Origin of the sequence: Streptomyces sp. ACA25 (assembly GCF_028200735.1) — a bacterium.
Classification (GTDB): domain Bacteria; phylum Actinomycetota; class Actinomycetes; order Streptomycetales; family Streptomycetaceae; genus Streptomyces.
Genome location: NZ_JAQKPV010000006.1, coordinates 203007 through 225094, shown reverse-complemented (window position 1 = coordinate 225094; position 22088 = coordinate 203007). Strand labels below are relative to the sequence as shown.

Below are 22088 nucleotides of genomic sequence, written 5' to 3'. Positions count from 1 at the left end.
CGCGACGTGCGGCTTCACCGCTGCGACGTGCGGCTCGCCGGCGCCGGCAGGTACGCGCGCACCTGCCAGCCGCCCTGGTACGGCCCGGCGGTGAGCGTGCCGCCCAGGACCCGGATGCGTTCGGTCAGCTCGATCAGTCCGGTGCCGCCCCCACGCCGGCCGGCCAGCAGCCCTCCGCCCCCGCCGCCGTTGTTGGTCACCGACAGCTCCACACCGCCCTCCGCACGGCAGGCGCGCACGGCGATCCGGGTGGCCCGGGGGGCGTGCCTGCGCACATTCGTCAGCGCCTCGAGCACCATCGTGTACGCGCCCGTGTCGGCTTCGCGGGCCAGCAGGCCGACAGCGTCCTCGTCGAGCTCCAGCTCCGTCCGTAAGGGGCCGGAGGAACCGGAGAAGCGTCCTACCAGGTCCGGCAGGTCTCCCAGCCCGTACAGCCGGGGCGGGGTGGTGCCGGTCTGTGCCGCGTCGGGGTCACGGAGTACCAGCACTGTCTGGTCCATGGAGTCCAGGGCCCGCAGTCCCGCCTCCTCGACCCTCTGGAGCAGCTCCCGGAACTGTTCCGGGGCTTCGCCCGTGACTTGGGCGGCCTGTACCTCCAGCACCACACCTGTCACCTCGTGGGCGACGAAGTCGTGAAGTGCGCGGGCCACTTCGAGTCGCAGGTCGCGCCGGGCACCGGCCACGGCGCGCTTCCTGCGGGCCTCCAGCGCCCGGAGGTAGGCCGCGGCGGCGGCCACCGCGAGGACCGGGACGAACGTGAGGGTCACCGCGAAGGCGGACTGCTCCCAGCCGTAGGGCATGCGCAGCGTGAGGCGGAGCGGCAGCAGGGTCACCACCAGGCCGAGCAACGGCCCGGCCCATGCCAGCTGGCGTGCGGGGGCCCGGCGGACCACCCGCCACAGCAGCAGGCACAACGCGGCCATTTCGAACAGAAGCCAGGCGCCGATGAAGTGGTGCGCCCCCTGATAGGTGAGGCTGACCAGTACGGAGAGCAGCGCGGCGGCGGTCGCCGCGCCGGCCAGGCTGACGCGGCGGACCGGCCAGGGTGCCAGCGCCGCGGCAGCCGCGACCGCGGCGGCGGTCGCCAGTATCCAGGCGGTTGGCGGAGCGGCCGCCGCGGGACCCAGGACGAGCAGCACCAGGGCCGACCGCCAGGTGCCCGGCCACCACTCGGCCAGGGGGCGTCTCCCGGCCCGCGGGTCCTCGGTACCTTCGAACCTCAGCACGGAAACCGTCCTCCCTGTCGGTCCCGGGGGCGGAGCACCGCCGGGGATCTTCGCCACTGTGACGCCGGCTGTGCGGCACGTCGAGCGGAGTGAGCCTTTCCGGCCGGGCGGTGCGGTGAGGGCCGAGGATCGCACGCGGGTGACCGACGTGGCCGGTGAGGCACTGGTTAGCCGGAGAGTGAAGTACGTAGAACCCTACGTGCCCGCTCACCAGACTGGCTTTCGATCACATGCTCGATGCCGCGTTGAGGGAGTTGTTCCAGATGGTTGAGCGGAAGGCCCACGAGCCGGACGGGGATCTGTGCCTGGACCAGCTGTTCGCCGCACAGGCCGCCAGGACTCCGCAGAACACGGCGGTCAGCTGCGCCGGCGACGCGCTCAGCTACGCGGAGCTCGACGCGCGGGCCACGGCGCTCGCTGCGCGGCTGACGCGGCTGGGTGCGGGGCCGGAGCGGTTCGTGGCGCTGCTGATGCCCCGGTCGATCGACATGATCGTCTCGATTCTGGCGGTCCTGCGGACGGGTGCGGGTTATGTGCCGATCGATCCCGGATATCCGGCGGAGCGGGTGGCGTACATGCTCGCGGACGCCGCCCCCGTCGCGGCCGTCACGGTTTCGGAGGCCGGCACCCGGTTGGAGGGCACGGATTCCCGGATTCCCTGGCTGCTGCTGGACGACCCGGACTCCGACGAGGACGTGCGGGCGCGCGCCGCCCACGTCCCGGGCGGGGCGGCCTTCCGGCGTTTCGCCGACTCCCCCGCGTACATGATCTACACCTCCGGCTCGACCGGGAACCCCAAGGGTGTGGTGGTCGGGCACCGCAGCGTGACGCGGCTGTTCACGTCGACCGCCCACTGGTACGGGTTCACCGAGCGGGACGTCTGGCCGTTGTTCCACTCCTTCGCCTTCGATGTCTCGGTCTGGGAGATCTGGGGGGCCCTCCTGCACGGGGGCCGGCTCGTCGTGGTTCCGCAGGCCGTGACCCGGTCTCCGGCGGACTTCCTGCGCCTGCTGGCCGAGGAGCGGGTGACGGTGCTCAACCAGACGCCCTCCGCCTTCTATCAGCTACTGGGGGCCGACCGCGAGCATCCGGAGCTGAGCGCAGCCCTCGCTCTGCGTTACGTGATCTTCGCGGGTGAAGCCCTGGACTTCCGGCGGCTCGGTGACTGGTACGCCCGGCACGCCGAGGACGCGCCGAGGCTCGTCAACATGTACGGGATCACCGAGACCACCGTGCACGCCTCCCACCTGGTGCTGGACCGCCGGACGGCCGGGGAGGCACAGGAGAGCCGGGTCGGCGGGCCCATCCCCGACCTGGCCTTCCATGTCCTGGACGAGAACCTGCGGCCGGTACCCCCCGGCACGGAGGGCGAGCTGTACGTCGCGGGGCCGGGGCTCGCCCGCAACTACGCGGGCCGGCCCGACCTGACCGCCGGACGCTTCGTGGCCTGTCCGTTCGGTCCGCCGGGCACCCGCATGTACCGCTCCGGCGACCTGATGCGCCCGGACGCGGACGGCGGCCTGGAGTACCGGGGCCGGATCGACACCCAGGTGAAGGTGCGGGGGTTCCGCATCGAGCTCGGTGAGATCGAGGAGACGCTCGCCAGGGAGCCGGGCATCGGCCAGGCCGTCGTCGTGGTCCGGGAGGACCGGCCCGGTGACCGCAGGCTCGTCGCCTACGCGGTTCCCTCGGGGGACCGGAGCGCCGTCCCCGGGCCCTCCCGGCTGCGTGCGGCGGTCGCGCGCCGGCTGCCGTCCCACATGGTGCCCGCCGCCTTCCGCATACTGGACTCGCTGCCGCTGACCGTGAACGGCAAGCTGGACCGCAAGGCGCTGCCCGCGCCGAGGCGGCAGGACAGTGTGGACTCCGACCTGGTGGCACCCCGCGACGGGAGGGAGGAGACGCTCGCGCACATCTGGCAGGAGGTCCTCGGCCTCGGCCGGACAGGTGTCACGGACGACTTCTTCGACCTGGGCGGCGACTCCCTCTCCGCCGCCCGCGTCCTCACCCGGGTCAGGACCACGCTGGGCACGGCGTTGCCGGCCCGCGCGCTCTTCGAATCCCGCACGATCGAGGAGCTGGCCGCCCGGCCCGAGTGGCTGACCAGGGAGAGCGAGCCGGGGATCCCGCCCGCACCGCGCACGGACGAGCCCCCGCTGTCCCCCACACAGCGGCGCTTCTGGTTCCTCCAGGAGTTCCGGCCCGGGTCCGCGGAGTACCACGTGCACAGTGCCTGGCGGCTGCGCGGCCCGGTCGACACCGGGGCACTGCAGCTGGCGCTGCAGCGCCTGGCGGAACGTCACGAGCCGCTGCGCACCACCTTCCCCGCGCGCGACGGCCGGCCGCGCGCGGTCGTCGGCGCCGCGTCGCCGGAGTGTGTGCCGCTCGTCCTGGCCGATCTCTCCGGCACGGGCGGGGAGTCACGGGAGGCCGAGCAGCGGCGGGTGCTCCGCGAAGAGGTGAGCCGCCCCTTCGACCTGCACTCCGGCCCGGTCATGCGGGCGTTGCTGCTCCGGCGCGAGGCTCGGGATCATGTGCTGGTCCTCGGGCTGCACCACATCGTGACCGACGGCTGGTCGACGGGCATCGTCGCCGAGGAACTCAGCGCGCTCTACGCCGCCGCTCTGGAGGGCCGGGACGCCGGTCTCGACCCGTTGACGGCCCGGTACGCGGACTTCGCCGCCTGGCAGCTCACCAGGCTGGACGAGGAACGGCTGGCCCCCCAGCTGGCGTACTGGCGGGAGCGCCTGGCCGGCCTGGAGCCGCTCGCCCTCCCCACCGACCGGGCCCGGCCCACCGTCCGGTCCGCGGAGGGCGCGGCCCACCGCTTCACTCTGGACCGCGCGCTCGTGCAGGAGCTGCGGGAAGTGAGCGCCGCCGGTGGCGCGACGCTGTTCATGACGCTGGTGGCGGCCTGTCAGGTCCTGCTGGCCCGCTACAGCGGCCAGCAGGACGTGGCGGTCGGCACGGCCGTCTCCGGGCGGGACCACCCGGACACCGAGCGGCTGGTCGGCGCCTTCATCAACACCCTGGTGCTGCGTTCCACGGTCACCGGGGACATCCCGTTCACGGAGCTGCTGGCGCAGGTCCGGGAAACCGTGCTCGGTGCCTTCGCCCACCAGGACGTGCCGTTCGACCGGCTGGTGGACGAGCTGAGCGAGGAGCGCGACCCCAGCCGGACGCCGCTCGTTCAGGCCCTGGTGGTCCTGCAGAACGCTCCCGCCGGAATCGCCGAGCTGGCCGGGGCGCGGGCGGAGCGGCTGGCGCTGCCTCGCACCGCGACGGTCCTGGACCTCACCGTGGAGTTCACCGAGCGGGCCGAGGCACTGGAGGTCATGTTCGAGTACAGCACCTCCCTGTTCGACGCCGCGACGATCGAACGGATGGCGGCCCATCTGCGGGTGCTGCTGACCGCCGTGACGGCGGAGCCCGCCCGGCCGGTCGGGGACCTGCCGCTGCTCAGCGATGACGAACAGCGGGAACTGCTGTCCGCCCCGGGGCGGCCGGCTGCCGGGGACCGGGCACCGGCCCACCACCTCTTCCGCGAGCACTCCCGGCGTACCCCCGGCGCGATCGCCGTGTCCTGCGGCGATCTGGAGCTCAGCTACGCGGAGCTGGACGAGCGGGCCAACCGCCTCGCCCACCGGCTCCGGGAGCTGGCCGTCGGACCGGACGTCCCCGTGGTGCTGTCCCTGGAGCGCCGTCCCGAACTGCTCGTGGCCATGGTCGCGGTGCTCAAGGCCGGCGGCGCCTACGTGCCCGTACCGCCCGATCTGCCGGCCGAGCGGCTGCGCTTCGTCGTCCGGGACACCAAGGCTCCGGTCCTGCTGACCACCGGCCGGGCGGACGGACGGCTGCCGGACACCGACGCGACGGTGATCGACCTGGATGCGGACTGGCCACAGATCGCACAGCTGCCCGCCGACGAGCCGACGGTGACCGTGGGTCCGGAGAATCTGGCCTACATCATCTACACCTCCGGCTCCACGGGGGCGCCCAAGGGCGTGATGATCCCGCACCGCGGCCTGAGCGAGCTGTGCGCCTGGCACGTGCGGGCCTACCGGGTCGGACCGCAGGACCGGGGCTCGCAGGTGGCGGGGCTCGGTTTCGACGCGACGGCGTGGGAGATCTGGCCGTACCTGTCCGCGGGTGCCCGCATCGATCTGCCCGGCCCGGACACGCTCGGCCAGCCGGCGGCCCTGGTCAGCTGGTTCGCCCGGATGGGCACGACGATCTGCTTCCTGCCCACCCCGCTCGCCGAGGTTCTGCTGGACGAGCCCGGCCTGGCCGGGACCCGGCTGCGGACAGTACTCGTCGGCGGGGACGCGCTGCGGCGCCGGCCGCCCCACGGCCTGCCCTGCACCCTGGTCAACAACTACGGGCCCACCGAGGCGACGGTGGTGGCAACCGCCGGGGCGGTGGCCCCGGCGGACGACAGCACGGCGGGAAGGCCGATCTCCATCGGCCTCCCCGTCGACGACCTCACCGCCTACGTGCTCGACGGCCGCGGCCACCCCGTGCCGACGGGCGTCCCGGGCGAACTGCACCTGGCAGGCGACGGGCTGGCCCGCGGGTACGCCTCCCGCCCGGATCTGACCGCCGAACGCTTCGTCGCCTGCCCGTTCGGCCCGCCGGGGGCCCGCATGTACCGCACCGGCGACCTGGTCCGGCGCCTGCCCGACGGCTCGCTGGACTACCTGGGCCGCACCGACCAGCAGGTGAAGCTGCGGGGCTTCCGGATCGAACTCGGCGAGATCGAGACCGTGATCACCCGGCAGGAGGAGGTCGCCCAGGCGGTCGTGGTGGTGAGCTCCGACGGCGCCCGGGGACAGCGACTGGTCGGCTATGTGGTGCCCGAGCCCGGCCGGAACGTCTCCGCCGAGGCGCTGACCGGGGAGATTTCCGGCTTCCTCCCGGAGTACATGGTGCCGCGGACCTTCGTGGTGCTCGACGGGATGCCGCTCACCCCGAACGGCAAGATCGACCGGAAAGCGCTGCCCGCACCGCCGGAGGACCGTGCGGACCCGGCCGGGTACACCGCCCCGGCAACCGTGCTGGAGCGGATGCTCGCGACGATCTGGGCAGAGGTCATCGACGTCCCCCGGGTGGGCACCGACGACAACTTCTTCGGACTCGGCGGCGACTCGATCCTCAGCCTCCAGGTGGTCGCCAGGGCTCGGCGGGCCGGCCTCCGGCTGACCTCCCAGGACATCTTCCGTTGGCCCACCGTCGGCGAACTGGCCCTGCGCGTGGCTTCCGGCACCGGAGGCCCGGAGCGGCGGACCGGCTCCCCGGACGCTCCGGGGCGTCCGGAGGCCGGCCACCTGGACGCACCGCTCACCCCCATCCAGCACCTGCTGCTGGACGGCACCCTCAACGGCGGTGCCGACCCCCGAATCTTCAACCAGTACGTCTGGACCGAGCCGGCCGCCGGCATCGACGAGCCGGCACTGCGACGCGCACTCGGCGCCGTACTGGAGCGCCACGAGGCGCTGCGCCACCGCTTCACCGGCACCGGTGACCGGTGGCGGCAGAGTCACGCCCCGCAGGCCGGTACCGACGTGCTGAGCGTCGTCCGCCTGCCCGGCACGGGCCCGGAGGCGGAGGAAGCCGTCCGGGAGGCAGCCGGGCGGGCCCACGCCGCCATGGATCCGGCCACGGGCGAGCTGTTCCGGGCGGTGCTGTTCACCTCACCCGGCGGAACGCCCGCCCGGCTGCTGCTGACCGCCCATCATCTGGTGGTGGACGGCGTGTCCTGGCGGGTGCTCCTGGAAGACCTGTCCCTCGCCCTGGAACAGGCACAGCAGGGCGCCGCCATCACCCTGGAGCAGCCGGCCGGCTCCTTCCGGGAATGGGCCCGGCGGCTGCACCGCCACGCCCTGGACGGCGGGTTCGAGGAGGAACGGGAGTACTGGGCGGAGATCGCCCGGCACACCGACCCCCCGCTCCCCCGGGACGGCGCCGTCGGCGGTCCCGCATCCGGGCCGGCCGAGGCGTCCGTCTCCCTGACCGAGGCCGAAACCTCAGCACTGCTCAGAGCGGCACCCGCCGCCTACCGCACCCGGATCGACGACCTGCTGCTGAGCGCACTCACCCGCACCCTGGCCGAGTGGACGGGCCGGGATCGCGTGGTGATCGCCCTGGAGGGGCACGGCCGGGAGGATCTCTTCCCGGAGCTGGACCTGAGCCGCACCGTGGGCTGGTTCACCTCCTACTACCCCGTGGCCCTGGATGCCGCACCGCCCGGCTGGGAAGCCCTGGTGAAATCCGTCAAGGAACAGCTGCGGGCCGTCCCCCGGCACGGAGTGGGCTACGGCGCGCTGCGCACTCTGACGGCCGAGGGCCTGCCGGCCGGCCCCGCGCCCCGGGTGAGCTTCAACTACCTCGGTCAGTTCCCGGGGGCCGCGCCGGAGCACCGGCCGCTGCGCGACACGAGCGGGATCGGTCTGCACCGGCCCGACGGCCCCGGCGCGCACGAGCTGGACGTTGTCGGAGCGGTCCGCGACGGGCAGTTCGAGGTGACCTGGACGGCCGGCGGGGAGGGGCCGGGCGAGGGCACTCTCGAGGATCTGGCGGACCGTTTCCGCAGTCACCTGCGGGACCTCGTCGCCCACTGCGTGCGCCCCGGCTCGGGCGGCCGGACGCCGTCGGACTTCCCGCTCTGCGGCCTGGACCAGGCCGCGGTGGACCTGCTGGCCGGCGACGGCAGCGCGGTGGAGGACATCTACCCGCTGACCCCGATGCAGTACGGGATGCTCTTCCACAGCCTGATGGACAGCCGGCGGGGCCTGTACCTGGAGCAGAACCACTTCACCCTGGAGGGCATCGGGGACACCGCGCTGCTCGCCACCGCGTGGCAGCACGCGGTGGACCGCAACCCGGTGCTGCGGACCGCACTGGTGCGCAGCGGGCTCCCCGAGCCCCGGCAGGTCGTCGCGCAGCGCGCAGTACTGCCGGTGACCCGGCTCGACTGGCGCACGCTGAACGAGGAGCAGCGCAGGGAGACCGCGGACCGGTACCTCGTCGAGGACCGGGCACGCGGACTGGACCTGGCGGTGGCCCCGCTGATGCGGGTGGCCCTCGCCGACCTGGGCGGGGACCGGGTACGGGTGCTGTGGACGTTCCACCACACCCTGCTGGACGGCTGGAGCGCCATGCTGGTGCTCACCGAAGTGCTCGGCGAGTACGCGGCTCTCGCCGGCGGCACGCCCTTCGCCCCGGTCCGGCGCCACCCGTACGGCGACTACGTGCGCTGGCTGCAGGAGCAGGACCTCTCCGCCGCGGAGGCGTACTGGCGTGCCGCACTGACCGGCCTGCCGGGCCCGACCCCGCTGCCCTACGACCGCTCACCGGGTGACCGGCGGACGATCAGCTCCTCGTCCCAGCACCTCCTGACCCTCCCGGAGGACGTCTCGGGGCGCCTGTACGCCGCGGCGCGGCATGCCGGGGTCACCCCCAACACCCTGCTGCTGGGCATGTGGGCGCTGCTGCTGTCCTCGCACGGCGGCGACGATGTCTGCTTCGGCACCACGGCTTCCGGCCGTTCCGCGGAGGTCGACGGCATCGAGGCGATGATCGGACTTTTCATCAGCACCCTGCCGGTGCGGATCCGGATCAGCGAGGACGCTCCGCTCGCCACCTGGCTGCGCCGCATCCAGGAGGACCAGACGCAGGCGCGCCAGCACGAGCATGCGCCACTGAGCCGGATCCGCCAGTGGGCACCCGAACGGACCGGCCCGGAACTCTTCGACAGCATCATGGTGTTCGAGAACTATCCGGTCGATCCCGGGACCGCCCGCGAACACGGTCTCCGGTTGCGGGACATCACTGCGGAGACCGGTACCAATTACCCGCTGAATGCCGTGGTCTATGCCGATGCCCGGCTGTCGGTGCTGCTCCACTACGACCCGTCGGTGTTCGACGCGGCGACGGTTGAGCGGCTCGGGGAACTGCTGCGCGGACTCCTCACCGCCGTCACCGACGCCCCCGAGCAGACCGTCGGATCGCTCCGCAAGCAGGCCGGGGGCCACCCGCCACGCGAGCGAGCGGCCGCCAGCCACGGGCAGCCGTCCCCGGCGGAAGCGGAACCGGACCGGACCGGGTCCGGCGCACCGGGCGGCGCCGGCACGCCGTCGGACCCCACCGAGCAGGCAGTGGCCGCGATCTGGTCCGAGCTGCTGGCGCGGGAGTCCATCAGCACCACCGACAGCTTTTTCGACCTCGGCGGCGATTCCCTCACCAGCCTCCGGCTGATGTCGCGGATCTCCCACGCCTTCGGCGTGGAGGTGTCGCTGCGTGAGTTCCACGACGACGCGACCGTCACCGCACTCGCCGAACAGATCAAGGCCAAGATCCTCACCCAGTGGGACCAGCCCCTCGGAGACAGCACCCATGAGCCAGTTTGAGCAGGAGATCACCCGCGGCACCACCGAGCGGGCCGGCACCCTTGACGACCGGCTGGCGGCGCTGCCCGCACAGGCGCGCGAGCAGCTGCTCGCGCGCCTGTCGGGCCGCGCGGAGAGCGCTCCCGCGCCCGGTGTGCGGCAGCTCCGGCCGATTCGCCGGGACGCCCCGGCGCCGCTCTCCCCCGGGCAGCAGCGGCTCTGGTACCTGCACGAGGTCGACCCGCACAGCACGGAGTTCAACACCGTCCGGGTGCTGCGGATACGCGGCCCGCTCGACACCGGCGCCCTGCGTGCGGCACTGGACGGTCTGGTGCGGCGGCACGAGCCGCTGCGCACCACCTTCCTGCCCGGCGACGGATCCGGGGCACAGCTGATCCATCCGGCCGGCGAGGTGCCGCTGCCGCTCACCGACCTGTCGGAGGGGTCCGCACCGCAGCGGGAGAGCGCGCTCGCCCGCGCCCTGGACGCCGAGCTGGCCGCTCCCTTCGACCTGCGCACCGGCCCGCTGTTCCGGGCCCGGCTCCTGCGCCTCGGCGCGCTCGAGCACGTGCTTGTCCTGGGCCTGCACCACATCGTCACGGACGGATGGTCGATGGGCGTCCTGACCCGTGATCTCTTCGCCCTCTACGAGGAGCGGACCGGCGGCCCGGCCGCCGCCCTGCCGGAGCTGCCGGTGCAGTACGCAGACGTGGCGGCGTGGCAGCGTGAGCGCGGCGACAGCCCCGGGACGGCGGCGCAGCTCGACTACTGGCGCTCCCAACTGGCCGGGCTGGGCGCGATGGAGCTGCCCACCGACCGGGCCCGCCCGCCGGTCCGCTCGGGCCGGGGCGCGGACCACACCTTCACCCTCGACGCGGCCGGCACCGACGGCCTGCGCCGGCTGTGCCAGGAGCACGGCGCGTCGCTGTTCATGGGCCTGGCCACCGCCGTCCAGGTGCTGCTGGCCCGCTGGTCGGGCAGCGAGGACATCGCGGTGGGCACCGCCGTCGCCGGCCGCGACCGGGTGGAGACCGAGGAGCTCGTCGGCTTCTTCGTCAACAACCTGGTGCTGCGTACCACGGTGGACGAGGACCTGACCTTCGGTGCGTTGCTGCGCCGCGTACGGTCCACCGCGCTGGACGCCTTCAGCCACCAGGAAGTGCCTTTCCAGCACGTCGTGGAGGCCATCCGGCCCGACCGCGACCCCAGTCGGCCGCCGCTCGCCGAAGTGTCGGTGAGCCTGCACAACGCGCCGGACAGCACGGGGGCGTCCCGGGGCCTGGAGATCAGCACGATCGAACCGCCCCGGACCGCCGCCGGCATGGACCTGGCGTTCGAATTCACCGAGCGGGACGGCGAGCTCGACGGCCGGCTCGTCTACGCCACCGACCTGTACACCCCGGGCACGGCCCGGCAACTGACCGGCCGGCTGACCACCCTGCTCCGGGAGGTGCTCAGCAATCCGGACCGGCCGCTGGCGCGGGCCACCGTGCTCGGCGCGGACGAGGAACGGCAACTGCTGCACGAATGGGGCGGGACCGGGGCGGGCCGGGAGCCCCGGTGCGCCCCGGGGCTCTTCGCGGAGCAGGTGGCGCGCCGGCCGGACGCCACCGCCCTCGTCTCCGACGTGGACGGGGAAACGCTGACCTACGCGGAGCTGGACGGGCGCTCCGACCGGCTCGCCCGCCTGCTGACCGCCCGGGGCGCGGCACCGGACACGATCGTCGCGGTATCGCTGCCCCGCTCTTCGGACATGGTCGTCGCCGTACTCGCCGTCCTGAAGACAGGTGCCGCCTACCTCCCGCTGGACCCGGCCCTGCCCGCGGAACGGCTCCGGTACCTGCTCACGGACGCCGCCCCCGCCATGGTGGTCACCGCGCCCGGTACCCGGCCCGCGGACTGCCCCGCGCCCCTGACCGTCCTGGGCACACCGGAGACCGAAGCCGCGCTGGACGCACTGCCGCCGGACGCGCCCACCGCCGGCGGGCCGCTGCTGCCCTCCCACCCCGCCTACATCATCTACACCTCCGGCTCCACCGGACGCCCCAAGGGTGTGGTGGTCACCCACACAGGGGTGCACGGGCTGGTGACCGCGCAAGCCGAACGCTTCGCCGTGGACGACGCCTCCCGGGTGCTGCAGTTCGCCTCCCTGGGATTCGACGCCGCCTTCTCCGAACTGGGCATGGCGCTGTTCACCGGTGCCGCACTGGTCGTCGCCGAACAGGACCGGATGCTCGGCGAGGCGCTGCCGGAGCTGACCCGCAAACACTCCGTCACACACGTCACCCTGCCGCCCAGCGTGCTGGCGACGCTGCCCCCGGACGCGCTGCCCGGGCGGCTGACGCTCGTGGTGGCCGGCGAGGCGTGCCCGCCCGGCCTCGCCCGTACCTGGGCCGCCGGCCGGCGGATGATCAACGCCTACGGCCCGACCGAGGCGACGGTCTGCGCGACGATGAGCGACCCGCTCTCCCCGGACCTCCCGGCCGCCGCCACCTCCGTGCCGGTCGGCCGGCCGCTCGACGGCGTACGAGTGCGGGTCCTGGACCGCCGGCTGCGCCCGGTCCCGGCCGGGGCACCCGGGGAGGTGTACCTCTCCGGGCGGGCGCTGGCGCAGGGCTACCTCCGCCGTGCCCCGCTGACCGCCGAACGGTTCGTGGCCGACCCGTACGGTCCCCCCGGCGGCCGGATGTACCGCACCGGTGACCGTGCCCGGTGGCTGCCCGACGGCACCCTGGACTATCTCGGACGCACCGACGACCAGGTGAAACTGCGTGGCTTCCGCATCGAGCCGGGCGAGATCGAGGCCGTGCTGTCGCAGCATCCCGAGCTGGCCGCGGCCGCGGTGACCGTCAAGCGCGACGAGCGGGGCAACCGGCGCCTGGTGGCCTACGCGGTGCCCGCTGCCGGCCACGACCCGCAGACCGCCCGGCTGCGGACGTACGCCCGGGAACACCTTCCGGAGCACATGGTGCCCGCGCTGTTCGTCCGGCTCGACCGGCTGCCCGTGAACGCCAACGGCAAGACGGACCGCGCCGCCCTGCCGGACCCCGATCCGCGCCGCGACCTCGACGAGCCGCGCATCGCGCCGCGCACCCCGGCGGAGCGGACCCTCGCCGCCATCTGGTCGGAGCTGCTGGGCGTCGACACGATCGGTGTGCAGGACAATTTCTTCGAGCTGGGCGGGGACTCCATTCTCAGCCTCCAGGTGGTCGCCCGCGCCCGCGACGCGGGCCTGGCGCTGACGGCCAAGCAGACCTTCCTGCGGCAGACCGTCGCCGACCTGGCGGCGGTGGCCGGACAGGCCGGGACCGGCCCGGCCCACGGCGGGGAAGCACCCGAGCAGGGCCGCGTCACCGGCGATGTCCCCCTGCTACCCATCCAGCACTGGTTCCTGACCGAGCTTCCGGAGAGCCGGACACAGTTCAACCAGTCGCTGTTCTGGGAGCTCGCGGAGGACACCGACCTCGCGGCACTGGAGACGGCCCTGACCGCACTGCCCGGCCGGCACGACGCACTGCGGCTGCGGGCACTGCGGGAGAAGAACGGCTGGCGCCTGTCCCACACCGACCCCGACCCCGACCCCGGCCACGTGCTGCGGCGGACCGACCTGTCCGGCCTGGACCCCGCCGCCCAGGACGCGGCGATGCGGGAGGAGAACCTGCGCGCTCAGCACGACTTCCCGCTGGCCACCGGCCCGCTGCTGCGCGCCCGGCTGTACATTCTGGGCGCCCACCGCCCGCCGAGGCTGTTCCTCACCGCGCACCACCTCGTCGTCGACGCCGTCTCCTGGCAGATCCTGCTCGCCGACCTGGAGAAGGGCTACCGGCAGGTCCGGGACGGTGAGCCCCTGTCGCTCGGCGCCAAGGGAGTGTCCTTCCGGCGCTGGTCCCAGCGCCTGCACGAGCACACCGCCGACGGCGGCTTCGCGGACGAGGCCGCCTACTGGCGGTCCGTCGAAGCGGCGGTGGCCTCGGCCGCCACGCTGCCCGTGGACGGTGACGGACCGAACACCGTGGCAGCGGAGCGCACGGTGACCGTCGCCCTCAGCCAGGAGGCGACCGAAGCCCTGCTGCGCCAGGTGCCCCGGGCCTACCGCACCCGCGTCAACGAGGTCCTGCTCAGCGCCCTCGCCCCGGTTCTCACCGAGTGGACCGGGCAGGACCGGGCAGCCCTCGCGCTGGAGGGCCACGGCCGGGAGGACGTCCTCGGCGTCGACCCCAGTCGCACGGTCGGCTGGTTCACCACGCTGTTCCCGGTGGCCCTGGAAGTGCCCCGGAACGGCGGCTGGGACCGGACGCTGAAGAGCGTCAAGGAGCAGCTGCGCGGCGTCCCCGGCCATGGCATCGGCTACGGGGCTCTGCGCTATCTGACCGAGTCGGGCGAGGGACTGGGCGCGGCCCCCGAACCACCGGTCAGCTTCAACTATCTGGGCCGCTTCGACGGCCCGGCCGCGGACTCCCCGGTACTGCGGCGGCGGTGCGCCGCCGACGGCGCCGAACGCGCCCCGGAGCAGCCCCGCCGTCAGCTCATCGAGATCAACGGGTCGGTGACCGGCGGCCGGCTGGAGTTCCGGTGGTCGTACGCGGAGGGGGTGCACCGGCGGGAGACCGTCGAACGGCTGGCCGTCCGCTTCCAGGAGGCGCTGGAGGAGATCACCGCCCACTGCACCGCACCGGGAGCGGGCGGCCGCACCCCGTCGGACTTCCCGCTCGCCGCCCTCGACCAGGCGGCCGTCGATCGGATCGCCGGCACGGGCACGACGGTGGAGGACATCTACCCGCTGACCCCGGCACAGAGCGGCATGCTCTTCCACGCGCTGTCCGGCGCGGCCGGGGACCGGGACATGTACACCGGCCACTTCGGGGTGCGGATCGACGGCGTCACCGACCCGCAGGCGCTGGCGGACGCCTGGCAGCAGGTGGTCGACCGGACCCCGGTGCTGCGCACCCGCGTGCTGTGGGAGAACGTCACGGAGCCGCTGCAGGTGGTGCACACCGGCGTTCGGGTACCACTGACCCTCACGGACCTGCGGGAGCTGTCGGAGGAGGCACGGCAGGAGGCGCTGTCGGTGGTGTGGGAGCAGCGCGCGGCCGGGTCGCTGGACCTGACCACCGCACCGCTGCTGGATCTGTGCATCGCGCGGCTGACCGACTCCGCCGTGCAGCTGTTCTGGTCCGTCCACCACCTGGTCATGGACGGCTGGAGCTTCTCCGAACTGCTCGGTGAGGTGCTCACCGAGTACGCGGCGCGGACCGGTCCGGACCCGGACGCCACCCGGCCGGAGATGCCCGCCCGCCGCCCCTACCGGGACTATGTCGCCTGGCTGGCGGCCCAGGACGAGGAGGCGGCCCGCGCGTACTGGAGCGGGGTCCTTCAGGGCTTCACCGCACCCACTCCGTTGCCCTACGACCGGGTGCCGGTGCGGGCGCACGGCACCCGGTCCTCCCGGGAACTGCGGCTGCGGCTGTCGCCGGACCGGTCCCGGAGGCTGTACGCGACCGCCCGCGCCGCCCGCCTGACGGTGAACACGCTGGTGCAGGGTGCCTGGGCGCAGCTGCTGTCCCGCTACAGCGGGGAGAGGCAGGTGTGTTTCGGTGCCACGGTCGCCGGCCGTCCCGCCGACCTCACGGACGCGGGACGGATGATGGGACTGTTCATCAACACGGTGCCGGTCCGGGTCCGCACCGACGGGACGCAAACCACCTCCCAGTGGCTGCGCGAACTGCAGGCGGCCCAGCTCGACTCGCGCGCCTACGAGTACGTGTCGGCCGCCCGGATCCAGCGGTACAGCGGGGCGCCCTCCGGCGCGCACCTCTTCGACAGCATCGTCGTCTTCGAGAACTACCCCTACGACAGCGAGAGTGCCTCCCGCCACGGCCTGCGGCTCGGCAGCTACCTGGGTGACGAGCACACCAACTACCCGCTCACGCTGACCGCTCACGCGGCCGAGGAGCTGCAACTCGCGCTCGGATACGACCCGGCGGTCTTCGACACCGACACCATCGAGCGGCTGGCCGACTACCTCGACACGCTGCTGGAGGCGATGGCCGAGGACCCCGAAGCGCCGGTGTCCCAACTGCCGCCGGCCACCCGTGAGGAACTGCGCCGGCTGGCGGCGAACAACGACACGGACGTCGCTCACCCGCCCGCGCGCTGTGTGCACGAGCTGTTCGCCGAGCAGGCACGCCGCACCCCGGACGCCGTTGCCGTCAGCGACGACACCTCGGAGCTGACCTTCACCGAGGTGGACGAGCGGTCCAGCCGGCTCGCGCACCGGCTGGCGGAGCTGGGGGTGAAGCCCGGTGTCCTGGTGGGCGTCTGCACCGGCCGGCACGCCGGCACGGTGGTGGCGCTCTTGGCGGTGCTCAAGGCCGGTGGTGCCTTCGTGCCGCTCGACCCCAGCTTTCCGGCGGCCCGGCTGCGGCTGATGCTGGAGGACTCCGCGGCGCCCGTGGTGGTGACCGAGGAGAGGTACACCGGGCTGATGCCCGCGGGAGGCACCGAAATCATCTGTCTGGACCGGGACGCCGACCGGCTGCTGGGACAGCCGGTCACCCCGCCTCCGGACGTGGCCGCCCCCGACGACCTGGCCTACGTCGTGTACACCTCGGGCACCACGGGCAGGCCCAAGGGCGTCATGGTGGAGCACCGCCATGTCCACCACATGGTGCGGGCCTGGGACAAGCACCACGGCCTGACCGCGATGCGGCCGCGGGTGCTGTCGGTCTCCAGTCTCTCCGTGGACCTGTTCTTCGGTGACTTCCTGCTCTCCGCTCTCTTCGGCGGCGCCATGGTCATCTGCCCTGCCGAGGCCGTGGCCGACCCGGTGGCTCTGGCCGACCGGCTCCTGGACAGCCGTGCCGAGCTGCTGGTCACCGTGCCGGCGCTGGCCCACGCCCTGGTCACCGAATTCACCCACCGTGGGCAGCGGCCGGAGTCCCTGCGGCTGCTGATGGTCGGCTCCGAGGGCTGGCCGGCCGATGCCGCCCGTGAGGTGCGGGCCGGGCTCGGGGCCGGCACCGTGGTGGTCAACGCCTACGGCTCCACGGAGACCACGGTGGACTCCACGGTCTTCCGGCTCGGTACCGAGCCGATGGGACGGAGCGGTTACGTGCCGATCGGCCGTCCTCTGGCGAACACCCGCATCCATGTCCTGGACGAGAACCTGCGACCTGTGCCACTGGGCGTCACCGGCGAGTGCTGCATCGGCGGGGACGGGGTGTCCCGCGGCTACCTGGGCCGCCCGGAACTGACTGCTGAGCGGTTCGTCCGGGACCCCTTCGCCGACGACCCGGACGCCCGGATGTACCGGACCGGCGATCTGGTGCGCCGACGGCCGGACGGTGTGCTGGAGTGCCTGGGCCGCGTCGACGACCAGGTCAAGATCCGGGGCTTCCGGGTGGAGCTGGGGGAGGTGGAGGCCGCGCTCAGCCGCCACCCGGAGGTCGCCGCCGCCGCCGCGGTGCTGCGCCGGGACGGCTCCGGCACGGACCGGCTGGTCGGGTACGTGACCGCCGCCGACGGCGGGGCCGGCCCGGACCCCGACGCGCTGCGGGAGTTCGTCTCCGACGGCCTGCCCGCACCGGCCGTCCCCACGGTCGTGACACTGCTGCCCGAACTGCCGATGACGACCAGCGGCACTGTCGACCGCCGGGCGCTGCCGCAGCCCCGGTGGCCCGCCGCCGCTGCCGGGGAGTACGTGCCGCCGCGCGGCGGCACGGAGAAGCTGCTCGCCCGGATCTGGTGCGAGGTCCTCGGCATCGAACGGGTCGGGGCCACGGACAACTTCTTCGCCCTCGGCGGCGACTCCGTGCTGAGCATCCAGGTGATCTCGGCCGTCCGGGCCGCCAACGGTGCCGCCGTCTCCCCCCGGCAGCTTTTCGACACCCCGACCGTGGCCGGTCTGGCGGCCGCCCTCGACGGGCCGGATGCCGTGGAGGCACCGGTCGAGGAACTGCTGACGCCCGTGCGCCGGGACGGGCCGCTGCCGCTCTCCTCGGGGCAGCAGCGCCTGTGGTTCCTGTACGACTTCGAGCCGGAGAGCTCGGAGTACCACACGGTGTTCGCGGTGCGCCTGCGAGGCGAGCTGGACACGCAGGCCCTCGCCACGGCACTCGACGCGCTGGTCGCCCGTCACGAGCCGCTGCGCACGACCTACGCCACGGTCGACGGCACCGCCGTCCAGACCGTCCGGGAGCCGTTCACCACGGCGCTGCCCGTGACCGAGCTGCCCGAGGACGGTCCTGAGGACACGGAAGAAGCAGTGCGCGAGCACCTGCGGCAGGAGACGGCCCGGCCGTTCGATCTCGGGGAGGGCCCGGTCTTCCGGGCGGTGCTGGTCCGGACCGGCGCCCAGGAGCACCTGTTCGCGCTGATCATGCATCACATCGGGACGGACGGCTGGTCCATGGGTGTGCTCTCCGATGACCTGAGCGCGTTCTACACGGCCGCTGTCACCGGGGAGCCCGTCGAGCCCGCTCCTCTCCCGCTGCAGTACGCCGACTACGCGGTCTGGCAGCGCCGCCGGGCGGCCGGGCCGGTCATGGCGGAGCACCTGGAGTACTGGCGGGAGAAGCTGCGCGGGATCACCCCGCTGGAACTGCCGCTCGACCGTCCCCGCCCGGCGGTCCGCGAGTCGGCGGGCGAACTGAAGCTGGTGGAGATCCCCGCCGAGGTGGTCGACGGGCTGAAGGCCGTCGCACGGCGGCAGGACGCCACCTTGTTCATGGCCCTGCTCGCCGCCGTGCAGGTCCTGCTGGCCCGCTGGACCGGCCAGGACGACATCGTGGTCGGCACCCCCGCCTCGGGACGGGACCGGCAGGAACTGCAGGGCTTGCTCGGCTTCTTCGTGAACACGGTGGTGATGCGCTCCACCGTCGACGAGTCCGAGACGTTTCCGGCATTCCTGTCCCGGGTCCGCGACACGGCGCTGGAGGCGTTCGTCCACGGCGAAGCACCCTTCGAGCAGCTGATCGAGCTGGTCCAGGATCAGCGCGACCCCAGCCGCAACGCACTGGTCGAGGTCATGGTGGGCCTGGAGAACACCCGGCCGGACAGCATGAACGCCCACGGCCTGTCGGCCGAGGAGGTCTCCTTCGTCAGCGGCGAGGTGAGCCACGACCTGAGCTTCGACTTCGTGGAACACCGGGGTGCCCTGCTGGCGGGCATCAGCTACAGCACCGCGCTGTTCGACGCCGCGACCGTCGACCGGTTCGCCGCGCAGCTGCAACGGCTGCTGGCCGGAGTGGTGGGCGACCACGAGCGGATGAGCGGTCTGCCGCTGGAGGACGAGGAGGCTCTCGCCCGGAAGACCGGCACCTGGAACGACACTTCCCGCGACATTCCTCCCGGCCCCGTCACCGGCTATCTGGAGGAACAGGCCGCAGCCTTCCCGGACCGGAAGGCGCTGATCGCCTCCGACGACCCGGCGAGCCTGTCCTTCGGCGAGCTGAACGCCGCCGTGAACCGGCTGGCCCATCTGCTGATCTCCCGCGGTATCGGCCCCGAGGACCTGGTGGCGGTACCGGGCACCCGCACCACCGGCACGGTGGTGGCCGTCCTCGCCGTGCTGAAGGCCGGCGCGGCGTACCTGCCGCTCGATCCGTCCCTGCCGCCGGCCCGCCTCGGCCTGATACTCGAGGACGCCCGGCCCGCGCTGGTGCTGCTGGAGCGGGACTCCCCGGACCGGCTGCCGGGGATGACCGCGCGAACGCCGGTGCTGCACCTGGCGGACGCCGCGGGCGACCTGACCGGCTGCCCGGACACCGACCCGCGGGACGCGGACCGCCGCACCGCGCTGCGACCCGAGCACCCGGCCTACCTCCTGTACACATCCGGCTCAACCGGCCGGCCCAAGGGCGTGGTCGTCGAGCACCGGAACCTGTCCAACGTCGCGGCGGACCACCTCGGGAAGCGCTTCCGGCCGGCCGCCGCCGCAATACCAGGCGGCATCCTGCGGTCCGCACTCACCGCGACCTTCTCCTTCGACAGCTCGCTGGGCAATCTGCTGGCTCTGATGGGCGGTGCCGAGACGCACATCCTGGACGACCGAACCCGGCTGGACCCGGAGGCGCTGGCCGCCTACATAGCGGAACACCGCATCGAACACCTGGAGATCACCCCCACGTACGCGGAGCTGCTGCTGCGGGCGGGGATGATGTCCCCCGGCCGGCACCGTCCCTCGCTGATCATCGTCGGCGGTGAGGCGGTCGGTGACGCCCTCTGGCAGGAGCTGGCGGCCACCGGCGCCGCGTACAACAGCTACGGCCCGACCGAGTGCACCATCGACACGCTGTACGGCCCGATCACGGCGGACAGCCGTCCGGTCATCGGCCGTCCGATGACGAACAGCCGGGTCCAGGTGCTGGACGCCCGGCTGCGGCCCGCCCCGGTGGGCGTCCCCGGGGAGCTGTACCTCTCCGGAGCCCAGGTGTCCCGCGGCTATCTGGGACGCCCGGCGCTGACCGCCGGGAGCTTCGTGCCCGATCCGCTGGGGGCGCCCGGCGAGCGGATGTACCGCACCGGTGACCGGGGCCGCTGGACCGCTGACGGCCGGATCGAGTTCCTGGGCCGGGCCGACGGCCAGGTCAAGGTCAGGGGTTTCCGCATCGAGCTCGGTGAGATCGAAGCGGTCCTCGGCACCCATCCGGGCATCGGCCAGTGCGCGGTCGCGGTACGCGGCGGACCGGGGGGAGCACCACGGATCGTGGCCTACGCGACGGCCACGGGCACGCCGCCCGACCAGGAGGAGCTGCGCCGCCACCTGGAGGAGTCGCTGCCGCCCTACATGGTGCCTGCCGGTGTCACGTTCCTGGACGGACTGCCCATGACGGCCAGCGGCAAGGTGGACCGGGGTGCGCTGCCCGAGCCGGAGCTGTCCACCGCGACCGGCACGTACACCGCGCCACGCACGGAGGTGGAACACACCCTGTCGCACATCTGGGCCCAGGTCCTGGACACGGCGAGGGTCGGCCTGGACGACAACTTCTTCGAGCTCGGCGGCGACTCCATCCTGAGCATGCAGGCTGTGCACCGCATCAGGCAGGCCGGGCTGACGGTGACCGCCAAGGACATCTTCCTCCGGCAGACCGTCCGCCGGCTGGCGGAGGCGGTCGGCACCGCGCCGCAGCCCACCGCCGCCGCGGAGCCGGTGACCGGCCCGGTCCCGCTGACGCCCATCCAGCGCGAGTTCTTCGCCCGGGAGCCGCTGGCACCGCACCACTTCAGCCAGTCCGTGCTGATCGAGCTGGCACCGGACGCCGAGGAGAGCCAGCTGGGCGCCGCGCTGTCGGCGCTGCTGGAACAGCACGATGCGCTGCGCACCCGGTTCGTCCAGGAGGACGGCCAGTGGCACCAGCACGTCGTCCCGGGCGGCACCGTCGAGCCGGCCGTGTACGACCTGCCGGCGGATGAGGAGGCCGGTCAGGCAGAACTGGAGCAGCGTGCCACTGAGCTCAACCGGGACCTGGACCTGGCGCAGGGGCCACTGCTGCGCGCGGCGCTCTTCCGCCGCGGTGCCGGCCGGCCGTCGGTCCTGTACCTCACCGCTCACCACCTGGTGGTGGACGCCGTCTCCTGGCGCATTCTGCTGGACGACCTGGAGACCGCGTACCGGCAGGCCGCGGCCGGTGAACCTGTCGCGCTCGGCCCGCGGACCACATCCTTCCAGCAGTGGTCCCGGCTGCTCGGCGACCAGGTCGCGCAGGGAGCCTTCGACGACCAGCTCGCTCACTGGGCCGGCCTGCCGGAGCCCCTCCCGCTGCCGGGCACCGGCACCGGCACCGCCACGGCGGGCTCGGTGGAGAGCTGCACCGTCACCCTCGACGGGGAAGTGAGCGAGCTTCTGCTGCACCGCGCCCCGGGAGCCTTCCGCAGCCGGGTCCACCATGTGCTGTTCGCCGCGCTCGCGCACGCCCTGTCCCGGTGGACCGGCACGCCCGAAGTGGTCATCGACCTCGAAGGCCACGGCCGCGAGGACATCGCCGAAGGTATTGATCTCACCCGCACCACGGGCTGGTTCACCACGTTGTACCCGGTCGCCGTCACGGTGCCCGGGGCGGACGGCGACTGGCCGGCCCTGGTGAAGTCCGTACGGCGGCAGCTGCGGAAGGTACCCGGCAACGGCCTCGGGTACGGGGCGCTGCGCCGGCTCAGCGCCGACGGGGCCCCGGGCGCTGTCCTGCGGGACCGCACGGACCCGCAGGTCGTCTTCAATTACCACGGCTCCACCGGTGGTGCGGGCGGCCCGGAGCCGGCCGGCCGGCTCTGCGGCCGGCTGCTGGCGCCGGCGGGAGAGGAACAGGACCCCCGCGAGGAGGTGACCCATCCGCTGGACATCGTGGGCGTCGTCGAGGACGGCCGGCTCACGTTCACCTGGCACTACGCATCGGAACTGCTGTCGGAGAAAGAGGTACGCGAGGTGGCCGAGGAATTCGCCGATGCGCTGCGTGCCATCGCGGCGCACACAGGGAGGCGATGA

General features: G+C 73.3%; 3 protein-coding genes. 2 read left to right on the top strand and 1 reads right to left on the bottom strand.

Features of this window, described 5'->3' with window-relative positions; all coding sequences use genetic code 11:
- Positions 1–14: 14 nt before the first annotated feature.
- On the bottom strand, positions 15–1226 hold the full coding sequence (locus PJ985_RS12245; protein ID WP_271683710.1) for a sensor histidine kinase: 1212 nt from the start codon (positions 1224–1226) through the stop codon (positions 15–17).
- Positions 1227–1489: 263 nt separating this feature from the next.
- On the opposite strand from PJ985_RS12245, the gene PJ985_RS12240 reads away from it, so the two are divergent.
- Entirely contained in the window at positions 1490–9631 is an 8142-nt protein-coding gene (locus PJ985_RS12240; protein ID WP_271683709.1) for a non-ribosomal peptide synthetase, read from the top strand.
- Positions 9618–22088 (top strand): non-ribosomal peptide synthetase, encoded by a 12471-nt coding sequence (locus PJ985_RS12235; RefSeq protein ID WP_271683708.1) that lies wholly within the window; start codon positions 9618–9620, stop codon positions 22086–22088. Before PJ985_RS12240 ends, PJ985_RS12235 begins: the two co-directional genes overlap by 14 nt.

Bases quoted from the DNA above. Each gene is read 5' to 3' on its own strand.
- PJ985_RS12240 (WP_271683709.1), top strand. From the start codon at position 1,490: ATGGTTGAGCGGAAGGCCCACGAGCCGGACGGGGATCTGTGCCTGGAC.
- PJ985_RS12235 (WP_271683708.1), top strand. From the start codon at position 9,618: ATGAGCCAGTTTGAGCAGGAGATCACCCGCGGCACCACCGAGCGGGCC.